Source organism: Kribbella sandramycini (assembly GCF_013131805.1).
GTDB lineage: Bacteria > Actinomycetota > Actinomycetes > Propionibacteriales > Kribbellaceae > Kribbella > Kribbella sandramycini.
Genome location: NZ_JABJRC010000003.1, coordinates 38,374 through 54,035 on the forward strand (window position 1 = coordinate 38,374; position 15,662 = coordinate 54,035).

A 15,662-nucleotide genomic window follows, 5' to 3' on the forward strand; every position below is an offset into this window, starting at 1 on the left:
CGGTAGCTCGGCGCGCGGGGGCGGAGGGTTCGATGTGGTTGCATCGTGCCCTTCGGCGCCGTGCGGCGAGGTGCCGTGCCGGGTGCCCCGCAGTAGGCGTGGGATTGGGAGACACGCCCTATACGTTGATGGCGACGTACTTGACGTCCAGGTACTCGTCGATGCCGACGGCGCCGCCTTCGCGGCCGAGGCCGGACTGTTTGACGCCGCCGAAGGGGGCCGCGGGGTTGGAGACGATGCCCTGGTTGAGGCCGATCATGCCGGTTTCAAGGCGTTCGGAGATGCGCAGGGCTCGGGTCAGGTCGTTGGTGAACAGGTAGGAGACCAGGCCGTACTCGGTGTCGTTCGCCATCCGGACCGCCTCGTCCTCGGTGTCGAAGGCAGTCAGCGGCGCTACCGGGCCGAAGATCTCCTCCTTCTGCAGGCGGGCATCGTGCGGGACGTCGGCGAGGACGGTCGGCGGGTAGAAGTAGCCGTTGCCATCAGCAACTGATCCGCCCACCAGGGCGCGGGCGCCGCGGGCCAAGGCGTCGTCGACCAGCTCGGCGACCTTGCCACGCTGGGCGGCGTCGATCAGCGGGCCGACGTCGACGCCGTCCTCGGTGCCACGGCCGACTGTCAGCGCGGCCATCCGTTCGCTGAGCCGCCGGGAGAACTCGTCCAGCACCGGACGCTCGACGTAGATCCGGTTGGCCGCGGTGCAGGCCTCGCCGCCGTTGCGCATCTTGGCCAGCATCGCGCCTTCGACCGCCTGGTCGAGATTCGCGTCGGCGAAGACGAGCAGCGGCGCGTTGCCGCCCAACTCCATGCTGGTCCGCAGGACCTGGTCGGCGGCCTGTTCGATCAGCTTGCGGCCGACCTGGGTGGAGCCGGTGAAGGACAGCTTGCGGGCGCGGCCGTCGCGGATCAGCGGCTCCATCACGCCGCCGGAGTCGCTGGTGGTGATGACGTTCAGGACGCCGGCCGGCAGCCCGGCCTCGGTCATGAGCTCGGCCAGCTTGAGCATCGACAGCGGCGTCTGCGCGGCGGGCTTGATCACCATCGTGCAGCCGGCCGCGACCGCCGGGCCGATCTTGCGCGCGCCCATCGCGGCTGGGAAGTTCCAGGGCGTGATCAGCAGACAGGGCCCGACCGGCTGCCGCATCACCAGGAAGCGGCCTTTGCCGTTCGGCGCGACCTGGTAGCTGCCCTCGATCCGGACCGCCTCCTCGGCGAACCAGCGGAAGAACTCGGCGGCGTACGCGATCTCGCCCTTGGACTCGGCGACCGGCTTGCCCATCTCGAGCGTCATCAGCAGCGCCAGCTCGTCGACCCGCTCGGTCATCAGCTCGTATGTCCGGCGCAGGATCTCCCCGCGTTCCCGGGGCGCGGTCGCGGCCCACTCGGCCTGTGCTGCGACGGCGGCGTCCAGCGCGGCCTTGCCGTCGGCCGGGCTGGCGTCAGCCACCTGGGCGAACGTCGTACCGGTGGACGGATCCTCGACGCCGAGCGTGCGGCCACCCTCGGCTGCCTGCCATGTGCCCCCGATGAAGAGGTCGGTCGGGCACCCCTCGACGACTGCCTGCTCGCGCTGCTGGTCCATATGACCACCATAGGTCGCCGTCAGGCGGTGGCAATGAGCGGCGGAGCGTGCCGCGGGACTGTGCGGATCGTGCGGGTCAGGCCGGCTGCGATGGTCCGCAGGATCGACGAGCGGACGAGGCCGTCGAAGGCAAGCGGTACGAGCATGACCTCATCCGCTGTCGTCTCTGCGACCAGTTCGCCGAGTGCTGACACCACTGAGGTCCGGGAGCCGACGATGTGGCCAGGGTCGTCCAGAAGTCGCTCCGCACGGCCACGCTCGCGGCCGGTGAGCGGCGGATCCAGCAGCGCCATCAGCTCCGCAGTGGTCGCGCGCGGTGGCGCAACCCGCAGCCGGCTCTTGACTCGGACGTACTCCGCGAAGCGCACGATCGCCTCCGCCTCGGTATCCGCAGCGACCACTCCAACCGTCACCGCGAGGTAGGGCTTCACAGTCGGCCCGCTGGCCTCGAACTGATCCCGGTACGCCGCTACTGCCGCGCTGGTCATCGCAGTCGCGGTGTGGTGTTGCACTACGACGGGCAACCCACGCATGGCCGCGATCGACGCCGCACCGGGGTGGTCGGCCACCACGAGCACTGGCGGCGGCAGTCCGGCCAGTGACAGCCGCACCTCACCGACCGGCGCGCGGCCGGGCATTCCGTCGCGCAGGAACCCGCACAGCTCGTCGAGCCGCTGCGGGAACGTGTCCCGGGCACTGCCGCCAAGTGCGGCCGCCGTACTGGGTGCGTGGTTGAACTGCTGGCCGACGCCAAGGTCGATGCGACTCGGGTACGCCGCCGCCAGCGCAGCGAACTGCTCGGCGATCACCAGCGGCTGGTGGTTGGTCAGCAGGACGCCGCCGGCGCCCAGCCGGATCCGGTCGGTGCGGGCGGCGAGTACTGCCGCGAGTACGGCGGGCGCCGCGCTGCCGACGCCTCGGACGCCGTGCTGCTCCCCCAACCAGAACCGGCGGAAACCGAGGTCGTCGGCAGCCTGTGCGACCTCTGCCGTCTCCCGGAGTGCGGCCGCAGCCGACTGACCGGGCAGCTGCGGAACGGTGTCGAGCACCGAATGCGCCGATACCGGCAGACCAGGAGAGACAGGCGATAGCACCCGTTCACCGTCGCAGCGCCGCCCGCGCCGCACATGGGGGTGGAACCCCCATGTTTTCGTCGGGGTGCCCCCATGGTTCAAGCCCTCGATCACCGCCGGAATTTGGGTAATCGGAGCCCTTGCCGCGTCCCCGCGGCGTCCGGCATCGTTCCCGGCGTTCCTTCCAGATTTCGCGGACAGAGGAGGCCGAAGACGAGTGCACACCATGAGCTGGGAGCCGTAGCGCTCCCCACCTGAGCCGGTTCGGGCTTCCACCAAAGACCGCACCGGCCGGGCGTTGCTGCCGCGGGTCGATCAACCCCCAGTCGTCGTCCCGCGGCAGCTACCCCTGCGTGCACCACCCTGCCCATGACCCGGTCGAGAAATATGGGGGCTTCATACCCATGTGGGGGACCACGGGCCGATGGCAGCCTGATCGCGTGCTCAACTCACTGACCTCCGGACCGCCCCGGACCGCCCAGCGCGCAGCCGCCGCCTGGTGGTCCGCAGCGCTGCGTCCGGGCGAGCGGCCGGATGTCACGCCGCACTGGGCACAGTACGTCGACCGCGGCCGGTCGATCCGCCTGAACCCGCCTGCCGCCGGCCCCGACAGTGACTGGCGGCAGGCGTTCATGCGGTGCTTCGAACCGCTGCTCGCCGTCGCCCGGGCCGACCTGGCCGTCGCTGGGCACACCGGCGTGCTGACCGAGCAGTTCCTGCAGCGGCTCGGACTGCGGCTCGTCCGGCTCGCCTCGCGCACCCTGGTGCTGGAACTGGCCCGCTCCCGCGACCGCGGCGAGCTGACCAGCGGCACCTCAGCCGCACGTTTTCTGGACTTCACCCACCGGCTCGACGGAGGGAGCGAGCTGGCGGGGTTCTTGGCCGCATATCCGGTGCTGGCCCGGGTCCTGGGCGAGTCGTGCCGACAGAGCGTCGAGGGACACCTCGAACTGCTGGCACGGCTCGCCGAGGACCGTGAGTCGCTCGTGACCGGACTGTTCGACGGCCGCGACCCCGGTGAGCTGACCGCCGTGGACCCCGGGGGCGACCCCCACCGGGGCGGGCGCTGTACAGCGATCCTCACCTTCGCCGACGGGCGGCAGGTGGTCTACAAGCCACGGCCGCTCGACCTGCACGGACACTTCAACGGTTTCGTCGGTTGGCTGAACGGCAAAACCGGTCTGGACCTGCGAACGGTCCAGCTCCTCCTCCGCCGCGAATACGGCTGGATGGAGCACATCACCGCCGAGCCGTGCGCCGACCTGAGCGCCGTCCGCCGCTTCTACCACCGGCAAGGCGCGCTGCTGGCCCTGCTGTACGTACTCGACGGCACCGACGTGCACTTCGAGAACCTGATCGCCGTCGGCGAGCAGCCGGTCCTCGTCGACGTCGAGACGCTGTTCCACCCGACGCATCTCCCCCCGGGCAGTCTGAGCCGCGACCCGGCGTACCGGACCCTGATGAGCTCGGTCTACCGCACGGCGTTGCTGCCACTGCTGGTCGCCGGCGAGCACGGCGTCGCGGATATGTCGGGCCTCGGCGGGGACGCCGATGAGACGACCCCGATCGACGTCGTCGACTGGGAGGACTGTGGCCTGGACACCATGCACCTGGTCCGCCGGCCCGGTACTACCCGCGGCGGGCAGAACCGGCCACGGTTGACCGACGTCGTCGTCGAACCGCGGGATCACGAGCTCGCCGTCCTGACCGGGTTCCAGGCCGCGTATGAGGCGATCTCCTGGCACCGGAACGAGCTGCTCGGGCCGGACGGTCTGCTGGCTCGCTGCGCGGATGCCACTGTGCGCTTCGTACCGCGAAACACCAACCTGTACACGGGTTTGCTGGACGAAGCGACGCACCCGGACGCACTGCGCGACGCCGCCGGCCGCAGCAGTCTGCTCGACCTGCTGTGGGAGGCCGACGAAACCCTGAACACACTGGTCCCGCACGAGCTGGACGACCTGTGGGCCGGCGACGTACCGCTCTTCACCGTTCGCCCGAACAGCCGGGACGCATGGGCATCCGACGGGTCGCGCATCCCTGGAGTGCTCGCTACCGAAGGACTGCGCACCGTCGAGGCCAAGCTGCGCGCGCTGAGCGACGTCGACGCGCACCGGCAGAAGTGGCTGATCTCCGCGACGCTGGCGACCCGTCCGGAGCAGATCGCGCACCTCAGTACCGCCAGCCGGCCCGGCCTCAGCACTGCGGACGCCGACCCCAGCAGCCTGCTCGCCGCCGCAACCGACATCGCCGACGAGATCGTGGCGCAGGTGATCAGCGCGCCGGACGGCGCCGCCAACTGGCTCGGCCTGGAGCTGCTCGACGACCACTACTGGGCCGTCCGGCCGATGGGCGGCGGTCTCAGCAACGGCTACCTCGGTACGGCGCTCTTCCTGGCGCAGGTCGGCAACCTGACCGGCGAGACCAAGTACTGCGAGCTCGCGTGGGATGCCATCCGTCCGATCCCCAATCTGTTGACGGCCCTGGCCTCAGACCCCGAATCGACCGGTTTGGTCGGTCCCGGCTTCCACGGGCTCGGTGGCATCAGCTACGGCCTGCACCGCCTCTCCGGTCTGCTCAACGACAGCGCAATCACCGGCTGGTTGCACAGCGCGCTGGAGCTGCTGTCCGGGATCAAGACCAACCCTGCTGACTTCCCGGCGTACGCCGAGGGCGCAGCCGGCGGGCTGGCCGCGATGCGGTCCATGGAAGGCATTCCGGCTGCCGCAGCGATCGCGCAGCGGTACGCCGACGAGCTGGTACTGGCCGTCGAGCAGGGTGTCCGCACCTGCCGCTCGGCGAAACACTCCGGCTTCGCCCGCGGCTACCAGGGCATCGCGTGGGCCCTCGGCCGGTACGGCGTCCCGGGCGACAAGTACCTGGACGCCGCGCGGGTAGCATCCGATCTGGACCGGAACGGCCACTCGGCCGGCCACAGCTGGTGTTCCGGCGATGCCGGCACCGCACTGGCCCGGCTGGCCGCCGGAGTCCCCGCGGACCTCGACTCCTACCTGAGGGCCGCAGCAGAACGTCCGGTGCTCGCAGACCTGAGTCTGTGTCATGGCGAGCTCGGCGCGGTGGAGCCACTGACGTGGCTCGCCGACAGCGATCACGAAGCTGTTGAGGGGGTTCGGCAACGCCGGACCCGGCTCGTGGTCGCCGCAGTAAGGCAGTACGGACCACAGTGCGGCACACCCCGTGCGGTTCCATCTCCAGGTCTGCTGACCGGTCTGGCGGGAATCGGCTACGGCTTGCTCCGGCTGGCGTTCCCCGAACGCGTTCCGTCCGTGCTGTTGCTCGAAACAACCACCGGGGGGAAGCGCGTTCCGCGCTGACCACAGCACAGGGGAGAAACACCATGACCGCCCAGCACCACGACGACCAGCACAGCCCGCCCACCGAAGCCTGTCCGGATCCGCTCGGCCCGATTACGCTGCCCAAGCGCAGCAAGATCGGCGCCCGGGCCTTCGCACTGGTCGGCTCCCTCGGCATGACCGCCTTCGCGGTCGCCGCCGTGGCGAACGACCACTGCAGCACCTGGCCGACGATCGAGTCTTGAGAGCCGGGGGAGAAATCATGAAGCACGAAGAGCCGAACACCCAGCAGGACCTGAACGCCACGGACCCGCTCGGTCCGATCGCGTTGCCGAAGCGCAGCAAGATCGGGGCCCGCGCACTGGCCCTGGTCGGCACTGTTGGCATGGGCACCTTTGCCCTCGCGGTGGCCGTCGAGGACACCTGCAGCACCTGGCCGACCATCCACCACTAAAGGTCGCTCCAGCGAGCGTTTGATCGGCGCGGTCCGCAGTACTGGCCGCGCCGATCCGCTGCGCACTCAGCAATCCGTAGTTACAGTTGCGCCTATGCAGACCCGTTCGCCCAAAGTGGTCGGCAGAGACGGGGAGATCGACGGACTCCACCGCCTGCTCACCTCGACCCGATCGGGGCGCGGTGGTGCGATTTTTCTGGTCGGTGAGCCAGGAATCGGCAAGAGCAGGCTCGCCGCCGTAGCGACCGCGCAGGCCCAGGACGACGGGCTCGCAACCCTCCGTGGCCGGGTCGGTGCGCTCGGTGCAAGTGTAGCCTTCCGGCCGCTCACCGAGGCCCTGTTGTCGTTGATCCGGCGCGGCGAGATGCCCGCGCCCGAGAGCCTCGGCCCCTACCAGCAAGTGCTCGGCCGGCTCGTCCCCGATTGGGACGACGGCCGATCGCACGACACCGCGACGTCTGCCGTCGTGCTGGGTGAGGCCGTACTGCGGCTGCTCGCCCTCGTCGGCGCCGACCGCGGCTGTCTGCTCGTTCTGGAAGACCTGCACGGTTCCGACCCTGAAACGCTCGCAGTCCTCGAGTACCTGCTCGACAACCTCGAAGATCAACCGATTGCACTGGTCATCACCGTCCGGTCGGAGAGCAGCGCGGCGCTGGAGCTGGCCCGGCTGTCCGCCCAGCGCGGTACTGCGGGCCTGATCGATCTCCAGCCGCTCAACCACGCCCAGGTGGGTGAGCTGGCCGCCGGATGTCTTGAAGTACCGACCAACAGCGTGCCGCCGACACTGGTCGACCGGCTCTGGCAGGACAGCGCCGGCATCCCTTTCATCGTCGAGGAGTTGCTGCAGGAGGCCAGCCGCACCGGTCAGCTGATGTCCAAGGAGGACGGCAGCGTCCAAGTCGTCGACGGCCTGCACACCAACGTCCCGGCCGCCGTGGTCCGCAGCATCAGCAGCCGGACCAACCAGCTCGGCCCGGAGTCCCGCGACCTGCTCGTGCTGGCCGCCGTGATCGGCCACCGGTTCCCGCTGAGCGTCGTCCGCAAGGCCACCGGCACCGACGAACGGTTGCTGTTGGCCACTTTGCGCGCCGGCCTCACGGCCCAGCTGGTCGGCCCCGACGAACCCGTGCCGGACTGGTACGCCTTCCGGCACCCGCTGACCGCCGATGCGTTGCTGGCCGGTCTGACGCCGCCCGAGCGGGCGACACTGGCCAGGCGCTGCGCTGATGCGATCGAAGAGCTACACCCGGGTCTGCCCGGCGAGTGGTGCCCGATGGTGGCCGAGCTGGCCGAAACCGGCGGCGACCACACCCGCGCCGGTCGGCTGTTCGCCGAGTCCGGACGGCGTTCGTTCGACGAGGGCTCGATGGCGTCGGCAGTCAGCCTGCTGCGGCGGGCGAACGGGCTGCTGAGCGGTGAACCGGACACGGCGTATCGGGCCGAGGTTCTGGGCTCGCTGCTGATCTGCCTGAGCGAGACCGGCCAGTTCGAAGGCAGCGCGGAGCACCTCCAGACAATCGAGGAGATGGCCGACCGCGGGCTCGACAGCCGCAAGGTCGCCGCGCTGCACGTCCAGCTGGCCAACCTGGAGCACATGGCCGGTCGCTGGTCGGCCGCGCTCACGCATGTCGCCACCGCGCGTTCGCTGCTCGGCGTGGACGCCGGTGACGCCGACCTCGCCCCGGTCGACGCGATCGCCGCCCACCTGGAGCTGGCCCGCTCCAGCCCGGGCCGGCTGCGCGCCGCGACCGAGCTGGCCACCCGAGCCGCAGCGGCCGCCGAGCGAGCCAAACTGCCGGCCGTCGCCTGTGATTCCCTGCAACTGCTGGGAATTCTGGCCCGTGAGCACGACCTCGATCAGTCGATCGATTACTTCCATCGGGCCCGGCTGGTCGCCGAAGAGCATCAGATGACCTTCTTGCGCGTCTGCTCACACATCTACCAAGCCGGCACGATCTGCCTGGCCACCGGCAGCATCACCGAGCTGGAGCGGGCCCGCCAGCAGGCGCTGCGGATCGGTGCGATCCCGCTGATGTACGAGGTGGACGGCATCCTCGGCCAGCAGGCCATCCTGCGCAGCGAGTACGGCCGGGCCGCGACCCTCATCGACGAATGTCTGGAAGTGACCCGCCGCCTCCGGCTCGGCCGCTCGACGTCGTACTTTCTGGCCACCAAGGCGATCCTCGAAGCGCATCAGGGCCGGCGGGCCGCGATGGAGCAGACGCTGGCCGAGGTGGCCCGGCTAGCCGGCGAGCGCGCGTCGTACGAGCTGCCGTACTCCTACGGCCTGGCCCGGACGTTCTGCGCACTGCTGGAGGAGAACCGCGAGCTGGCGGACTCCGACCTCGCACAGGCGCTGGCCTTCGACGCGCAGAACCCGACCACGTTCCACACCTCCGGCAAGCACGGTCTGGCGCTGCTGCTCGGCGTACTGTCCGGGCGGAACGGCTGGGCGCACTTCGAGGCGATCGTCACCACCGCCGCGGCCGGCATGCGCTGGAACCGGCAGTTCGTTCAGATGGCCCATGCGATCCTGCTGGGTCGCGACGGCCAGCACGACGCGGCCAACGCGAAGATGACCGAAGCGATGGAGTCGGCGTCGCTGTACCCGATGGCGCGGCATCTGGGCATGCGGCTGGTCGCCGAGCCCGCGCATGCCGACGGCTGGGGCGATCCGATCGCTTGGCTGCGCCAGGCCGAGGACTACTTCCACAACGCGGAGATCCCGGCGGTCGCCGGGGTCTGCCGGAGCCTGCTGCGGCAGCTCGGCGCGACCGTCTCCCAGCGCCGCACCGGCAGCGACCAGGTGCCCGCCCACCTGCGTCAGCTCGGCATCACGACCCGCGAGTACGAGGTCTGCCGCCTGCTCGTGGACCGGATCGGCAACAAGTCGATCGCGTCCCGGCTGCACATCTCGCCGCGGACCGTCGAGAAGCACGTGGCCAGCCTGATGACGAAAACACAGCAGCCCGACCGGGAGGCGTTGAGCAGTTTCGCCCGCACGGTGCTGCAAGACTGACCCCTACGATCCCGGCGGTCCGAAACGAGACGCGCAGGGGAAGCAATTTATGAACACTCGCTCTGTATATATTGGGCGGGTGGCAGGCAAGGGGTCGGACATGGGCAAGGGAACGGTCGGCGGCGGCGGTACGACGATGCTGCGCCGGATCAACGTGGCCGCGGTCCTGGACGCGGTCCGCCGCTCCGCGCCCGCGCCGCTGCGCGTCGCCGAGCTGGTCGAGCGCACCGGGCTGGCCAGACCGACCGTCGCGCAGGCTGTCGACGAGCTGCTGGATGCCGGCTGGCTGCAGCAACACGGGCCGGACTCCGCGGATCGCTCACTCGGCCGGCCGGCCATCCGGGTCTCGCTGCGCGGCCGCGCCGCGCCCGTCCTCGGGCTGGACGTCGGCCCGCACCGGGTCACCGTCGGCGTCTCCGACCTGGCCGGCCGCAAGCTGGCGCTGGTCCGCCGGTCCGGCCCGGGCTGGACCGCCCAGGAGCTGCTCGGCGTCATCAGCGAGGTGATCACCGAGGCGCTCGCGGAGGCCGAGGTTCCGGCCGACGACATCGCGGCCGCCGTCGCCGCCAGCCCCGGCATCGTGGACGAGCACACCGGCCGGGTCCAGCTGGTCCCGAGTGTGCCGGGCTGGTCCGCGGTCGACCTGATCAAGCATGTCCGGAGCCTGCTCGACTGCCCGGTCATCCTCGACAACGACGCCAACCTGGCCGCCCTGGCCATCGCCGCGGCCCGTGGCGGCACGGGCACGCTGCTGGCCGTCCAGTGGGGTGAGCGGCTCGGCGCCGGCATCGTGATCGACGGCCGGCTGCACCGCGGGACGGGCGCCGCCGGTGAGATCGGCTTCATCGCCACCGCTCCGGACGACGTGATCAACCCCGAGGACAGCCGTGGCCCGCTGGAGCGCGCGGTCGGCTCGGAGGCGATCGCCACCCTCGGCCGCCAGGCCGCGCTCGACCACCCGGAGTCGCGGCTGGCCGAGCTCGGCGGCGACCAGCTCGACACCGCCGATGTCTTCGCCGCGGCCGCCGAGCGGGATCCGGTCGCGCAGGCCGTCGTCCAGCAGGTCGCCCGCGACTTCGCCCGCGCCCTCGCCCCGGCCGTCCTGGTTCTGGACCCGACCGCCGTCGTCATCGGCGGCGGCGTCGCCCGGGCCGGCGCCGTCCTGCTCGACGCGATCTCCGATCAGCTCCGGCTGCTGACGCTGAACCACCCGAAGCTGGAGCTGTCCGCCCTGGCCGAGGACGCCGTCGTCACCGGCGCGATGCGGATGGCCCTGGACGAGGTCTGGCAGCGCAAACTCCCGACCCCGGCACTGACCAGCACTACCTGATCGCGGCGGCGATCGCGTCGGGCCGGTCGAGGTGCACGAGGTGCGCCGAGTCCGCCAGCACCTCGACCCGGCCGCCCAAGGTGCCGGCGAGCTCGCGCTGACCGGCGAGCCAGCTGTCGGCGCCGGCCCGCGAGCCGCCGCCGACGGCGACCAGCACGACGGAATCAGGGCCCTGGGCAAGTAATTTTCCGACCTGCTCGGCAGCTACCCAGCTGGCCGCGAGCTCGTCCCAGAACTGTTGCCAGGAAGACGAAACGCCGTACCGGCGCTTAATAATTGCCTTCGACAACGGATCGCGCTTGGTGACACTGCCGACCCGGACACTCGTCCGGCGGATGACCGGACCGAGTAGCCACGGCAGGCCCGTCCAGCCGAGGGCCCCGAGGAAGCCGCGAACGATTCGGTCGGCCCGCGTCCCGGGGTAGAACCGGCGGTGACCGGTCTCGGACGGCAGCGTGCTGTCGACCAGCACCAGCCGCTCGACCTCACCCGGCCGGCTCAGCGCCCAGCGCAGCGCGGCCAGCCCGCCGATCGAGTGCCCGATCAGGCCGATACCGACCTCGGCCGGGACGCCGGCGGCAGCCCGCAGTACGGCGGGATCGGCGTTCACCGGCGTCACCCACGGGTCGATCACCCGGACGTCAGCCCCCGGCACGAGCTCGAGCACCGGGCCGAACTCCTCAGGCGTCTCGGTCATCCCCGGCAGCAGGATCCAGATCATCGCTGAAACCCCTTCCGCAGGCCGGGGAGCAGCGCGCCGAGCAGCAGGCAGACCAGCAGGATCGCGACCCGCTGCAGGATGCCCGGCGGGTGCAGATCGTTGCCGCTGAGCACCTCCAGCCCGGTCTCCACTCCCAGCCAGGCGTTCGTGACGGCGACCCCGGCGGCCAGCACCGCGACCACCCGGCCCCAGAACCCGCCCCACCCGATCCGGCGCAGCACCAGGACGGCGAACACGCCCATCGCGATCGTCCCGATCCCGGCCATCGTCGACGTCACCTCGTGCAGGACGAGCGCCGTCCCCTCGTGCCCGTTCGCCTCGGCGGCCCGGCAGGCGGCACTCGCCGACGGCGCGCAGTCCATCGGGAAGAACGAGTCGAACAGCGTGCCGACGCCGAAGACCGCCGCGCTGAGCATGAGGCCCTGGACGTCGCGGTGCATCCGCGCCGCCGGCCGGGCCAGCACGAACGCGAGCAGCACCAGCACGCTCGCCCCCAGATCCATCGCCCGCGCCGCCAGGCTGGTCGCCTGGTCGCGGGCGCCGAGCTCGCTGAGGAACGAGGTGTGGATGTCCAGCGGGTAGCCCGCGACGGCCTCCAGCAGCAGGCTGCAGTAGAGGATTCCGGCGGCGATCATCACGTTGCGGGTCAGTCGGTACGGGAACCCGGCGGGTACGGCGGACATGACGCCAACCCTCGCATATCGACCAAGGGGTTGGCTGTCGCCTCAGGTATACCCCTTTGGTGGAGCTAGCCCGACCGAAAGTCGGCGCGGGGAGTGGGATGATCGCAAGGTGTCCTCCGAACAAACGAAGGTGATTCCCGCCTGGCAGCAGCGTGCGGCCGTCTGGGTCGGCCGGGTCGTGGTGCTCGCGGCGGTCTGGTCCTTTGTTGCGATTCCGTTGCATCTGGCCGCGCCGACGTTCGTGAAACGGATCGACCAGGGTTTCGACTTCTTCGGGATCCCGGCCGGGCACACGTTCTTCCCGGCGGTCTACCTGGCCGTCGTCGGCAGCGCGCTGCTGCGCGGGAAACGCGCCGCGCTGCTGTGGGTGCTGTGGGTCTTCGAAGGGCTCTGGCTGCTCGGCCTGATCGCGTTCGTCGCGTTCAGCAGCGTGCAGCTGAGCAACCCGGAGTCCGCGCTGGTCGACGACCTGGACCGGATCACGGTCAAGGATCTCGAGTTCGGCATCCTGCAGGTCGTCGTGGTGACCGCGCTGATCGTGCTGCTGTGGAAGATCCGCGGCGCGTTCCCGGCCCGGCTCGCCCTGGGCAGCCGGCGGCTCGCGATCGGCACGCTGGTCAGCGGCATGCTGCTCTCGGTTGCCGTCAGCATCACGCTCACGCAGATCTTCCCGAAGACGCTGACCGGCCAGCGGCAGAAGATCGGCTGGGCGGTCGGCGCCGCGTTCGGGCAGCCGCACAACAAGATGGACGGGCACGGCGGACACGCCTGGGTCGGCCTGATCGTGAGCGCGATCTCGGCCGCCTCGCTGATCATCGCGTTCGCGATCTTCCTCCGGTCGGCGCGCCGGGTCCGCTATCTGACCCAGTCCGAGGAGCTCGGCGTGCGCCGGTTGCTGCTGGAGCACGGCGAGCGTGACTCGCTCGGCTACTTCGCGACCCGGCGCGACAAAGCGGTCATCTTCAGCAAGGAGCAGGACGCCGCGATCGCCTACCGGGTGGTCAACGGCGTCAGCCTGGCCAGCGGTGATCCCTTGGGCGATCCGGCCGCCTGGCCCGGTGCGATCGAGGCATGGCTGGCCGAAACCCGGACGTACGGCTGGTCGCCAGCCGTCCTGTCGGCCAGCGAGGAGGCGGCGCGCGCGTACGTCGACGCCGGCCTGCGGGCGCTGGCGATGGGCGACGAGGCGATCATCGACGTCGCGGACTTCAGCCTTGAGGGCCGGACGATGCGCCCGGTTCGGCAGGCCGTCACCCGGGCGCAGCGCGCGGGTTATCGCGCCGAGGTGGTGCGGCACGGCGATCTCGCGCCGGCCGAGCTGGCGAAGTACGTCGACCTGGCGGAGAAATGGCGCGGCGCGCAGACCGAGCGCGGTTTCTCGATGGCGCTCGGCCGGCTCGGCGATCCGGCCGACGGCCGCTGCGTGATGGTGATTGCCCGGGACAACGACGGCGAGGTCCGCGGCCTGCTGTCGTTCGCGCCGTGGGGTCTGCGCGGCGTCTCGCTCGATCTGATGCGCCGCGACCCGGAGTCCGTGAACGGTCTGATGGAGTTCATGGTCGCGTCGCTGGTCGAGGCCTGCGGCGACCTCGGCGTGCACCGGATCTCGCTGAACTTCGCCATGTTCCGGGAGATCTTCAGCGACGCCGAGCGGGTCGGCGCCGGGCCGGTGCTGCGGCTGACGAACGCGCTGCTGACCGCGGCGTCCCGGTTCTGGCAGCTGGAGAGCCTGTACCAGTCGAACGAGAAGTACTTGCCGCGCTGGTCGCCGCGGCTGATGTGTTACTCCCGCGGGGCATCGCTGGCGCAGGTGGTGCTGGCCGCCGGCACGGCGGAGGGCTTCCTGCCCGCGCCCCGGCCGTGGACACGCGTCGACAGCGCCGAGCGCGATCCGCACGGGATGCACGTGATCCACGCGAGCGACGGTGCGACGTTCGCGGCCGCCGTCCACGCGCAGGAGGACGAGCTGCTGCGGCCGGCGCTGCCGGAGCGCAGTCTCACCGAGCAGGAGCGGATCCGCCGGACCAAGCTGGTCGAGCTCGTTGCCGCTGGCATCGATCCGTACCCGGTCTCGGTACCGCGGACCGAAACGCTGGAACGGGTCCGCGAGCTGCACCAGAACCTGCCCGCCGATCACCGCACCGGCCACACGGTCTCTGTCACCGGTCGAGTCATGCGGATGCGCAGCCACGGCGGCCTGGCGTTCGCCCAACTGCAGGACGGGCTGGTCCAGCTGCAGGTGATGCTGACCGCCGAGGCCTGCAGCGAGACCGCGTTGAAGCACTGGCGGCATCTCGTCGATATCGGCGATCACGTCAGCATCACCGGTGAGGTCGTGACGAGTAGGCGCGGTGAGTTGTCGATCGCCGCAACCGAGTGGGCCATGGCGGCCAAGTGCCTGCACCCGTTGCCGGACAAGCGCAAGGGTTTCACCGACCCCGAGTCCCGGGTCCGGCAGCGGCACCTCGACCTCGTGATGAACCCCGACTCCTTGCGGATGATGCGGCACCGCAGCGCCGCCGTCCGGGCCATGCGCAACGGTTTCGAGAGCCGCGGCTTCATCGAGGTCGAGACTCCGATGCTGCAGGCCGTGCACGGCGGCGCGAACGCGCGACCGTTCCAGACCCATATCAACGCCTACGACACCGACCTGTTCCTGCGGATCGCGCCCGAGCTGTTCCTGAAGCGGCTGAGCGTCGGCGGACTGGGAAAGATCTTCGAGCTGAACCGCAACTTCCGCAACGAGGGCGCCGACGCGACCCACAACCCGGAGTTCACCTCGGTCGAGGCCTACCAGCCGTACGCCGACTATCACGTGATGCGCGAGCTGACCCGGGAGCTGCTGATCGAGGCCGCGACCGCCGTCTTCGGCAAGCCGGTCGTGCAGCGGCCGGACGGCGAGATCGACATCTCCGGTGACTGGCCGGTGGTGACCGTGCACGACGCGGTCGCGCGGGCGGCCGGCGTACCGGTCGATCCCGACACGTCGACCGAGGCGCTGCGCGAGCTGTGCGCGAAACACGGCGTCCACACCCGGATGGACATGTCCGCCGGTGAGCTGGTGCTGGAGCTGTACGACGAGCTGGTCGAGCCGCACACCACGTTGCCGACGTTCTACACCGACTTCCCGCTGGAGACGTCGCCGCTGACCCGGACGCACCGCACCGAGCCGCGCCTGGCCGAGCGTTGGGACCTGGTCGCGTTCGGCGCCGAGATCGGTACGGCGTACTCCGAGCTCGTCGACCCGGTCGAGCAGCGGCGCCGCCTCACCGAGCAGTCGCTGAAGGCCGCGGCCGGCGACCCGGAGGCGATGTCACTCGACGAGGACTTCCTCAGCGCGCTCGAGTACGCGATGCCGCCGACCGGCGGTCTCGGCATCGGCGTCGACCGGGTGATGATGATGCTGACCGGCCAGAACATCCGGTCCACGCTGGCGTTCCCGTTCGTCCGCCCGGCCCCGCGGAGCTGATTCTTAACGTAGAGCTG

General features: G+C 70.5%; 10 protein-coding genes. 6 read left to right on the forward strand and 4 right to left on the reverse strand.

From position 1 onward, the window contains the following. Window positions 1-118 precede the first annotated feature (118 nt). Both HPO96_RS13630 and HPO96_RS13635 read right to left on the reverse strand, forming a co-directional pair. Window positions 119-1,582, reverse strand: a complete 1,464-nt coding sequence (locus HPO96_RS13630) for an NAD-dependent succinate-semialdehyde dehydrogenase (RefSeq protein ID WP_171673809.1) — start codon at window positions 1,580-1,582, stop codon at window positions 119-121. Between the two features lie 20 nt (window positions 1,583-1,602). After that, entirely contained in the window at window positions 1,603-2,676 is a 1,074-nt protein-coding gene (locus tag HPO96_RS13635; RefSeq protein WP_171673810.1) for an MsnO8 family LLM class oxidoreductase, read from the reverse strand. Between the two features lie 419 nt (window positions 2,677-3,095). On the opposite strand from HPO96_RS13635, the gene HPO96_RS13640 reads away from it, so the two are divergent. From HPO96_RS13640 to HPO96_RS13660, 5 genes are all read left to right on the forward strand, one after another. Next, window positions 3,096-5,990 (forward strand): type 2 lanthipeptide synthetase LanM, encoded by a 2,895-nt coding sequence (locus tag HPO96_RS13640; RefSeq protein WP_171673811.1) that lies wholly within the window; start codon window positions 3,096-3,098, stop codon window positions 5,988-5,990. 23 nt (window positions 5,991-6,013) lie between these two features. Beyond that, window positions 6,014-6,214, forward strand: a complete 201-nt coding sequence (locus tag HPO96_RS13645) for a hypothetical protein (RefSeq protein ID WP_171673812.1) — start codon at window positions 6,014-6,016, stop codon at window positions 6,212-6,214. 17 nt (window positions 6,215-6,231) lie between these two features. Further along, complete coding sequence (locus tag HPO96_RS13650) at window positions 6,232-6,423, forward strand: hypothetical protein (protein ID WP_171673813.1); 192 nt, start codon at window positions 6,232-6,234, stop codon at window positions 6,421-6,423. 94 nt (window positions 6,424-6,517) lie between these two features. Next, window positions 6,518-9,442, forward strand: coding sequence for an AAA family ATPase (locus tag HPO96_RS13655; RefSeq protein WP_171673814.1), 2,925 nt, complete (start codon window positions 6,518-6,520; stop codon window positions 9,440-9,442). Between the two features lie 79 nt (window positions 9,443-9,521). Then, window positions 9,522-10,772, forward strand: a complete 1,251-nt coding sequence (locus HPO96_RS13660) for an ROK family protein (protein ID WP_171673815.1) — start codon at window positions 9,522-9,524, stop codon at window positions 10,770-10,772. On the opposite strand, the gene HPO96_RS13665 is transcribed toward HPO96_RS13660, so the two are convergent. Together HPO96_RS13665 and HPO96_RS13670 are read right to left on the reverse strand one after the other, a co-directional pair. Further along, window positions 10,765-11,493 carry an alpha/beta fold hydrolase gene (locus tag HPO96_RS13665; RefSeq protein WP_171673816.1) on the reverse strand — a complete coding sequence of 243 codons (729 nt, stop codon included), beginning with the start codon at window positions 11,491-11,493 and terminating at the stop codon, window positions 10,765-10,767. The genes HPO96_RS13660 and HPO96_RS13665 overlap by 8 nt on opposite strands. Further along, a complete protein-coding gene (locus tag HPO96_RS13670; RefSeq protein WP_171673817.1) occupies window positions 11,490-12,176 on the reverse strand; it encodes a DUF998 domain-containing protein in 687 nt (228 codons plus the stop codon). The genes HPO96_RS13665 and HPO96_RS13670 overlap by 4 nt, the downstream gene beginning before the upstream one ends. Window positions 12,177-12,285: 109 nt before the next feature. Here HPO96_RS13670 and lysX point away from each other — a divergent pair, with 109 nt between their 5' ends. Continuing rightward, window positions 12,286-15,645 carry a bifunctional lysylphosphatidylglycerol synthetase/lysine--tRNA ligase LysX gene (lysX, locus tag HPO96_RS13675; RefSeq protein WP_171673818.1) on the forward strand — a complete coding sequence of 1,120 codons (3,360 nt, stop codon included), beginning with the start codon at window positions 12,286-12,288 and terminating at the stop codon, window positions 15,643-15,645. The last annotated feature ends 17 nt before the right edge of the window (window positions 15,646-15,662 follow it).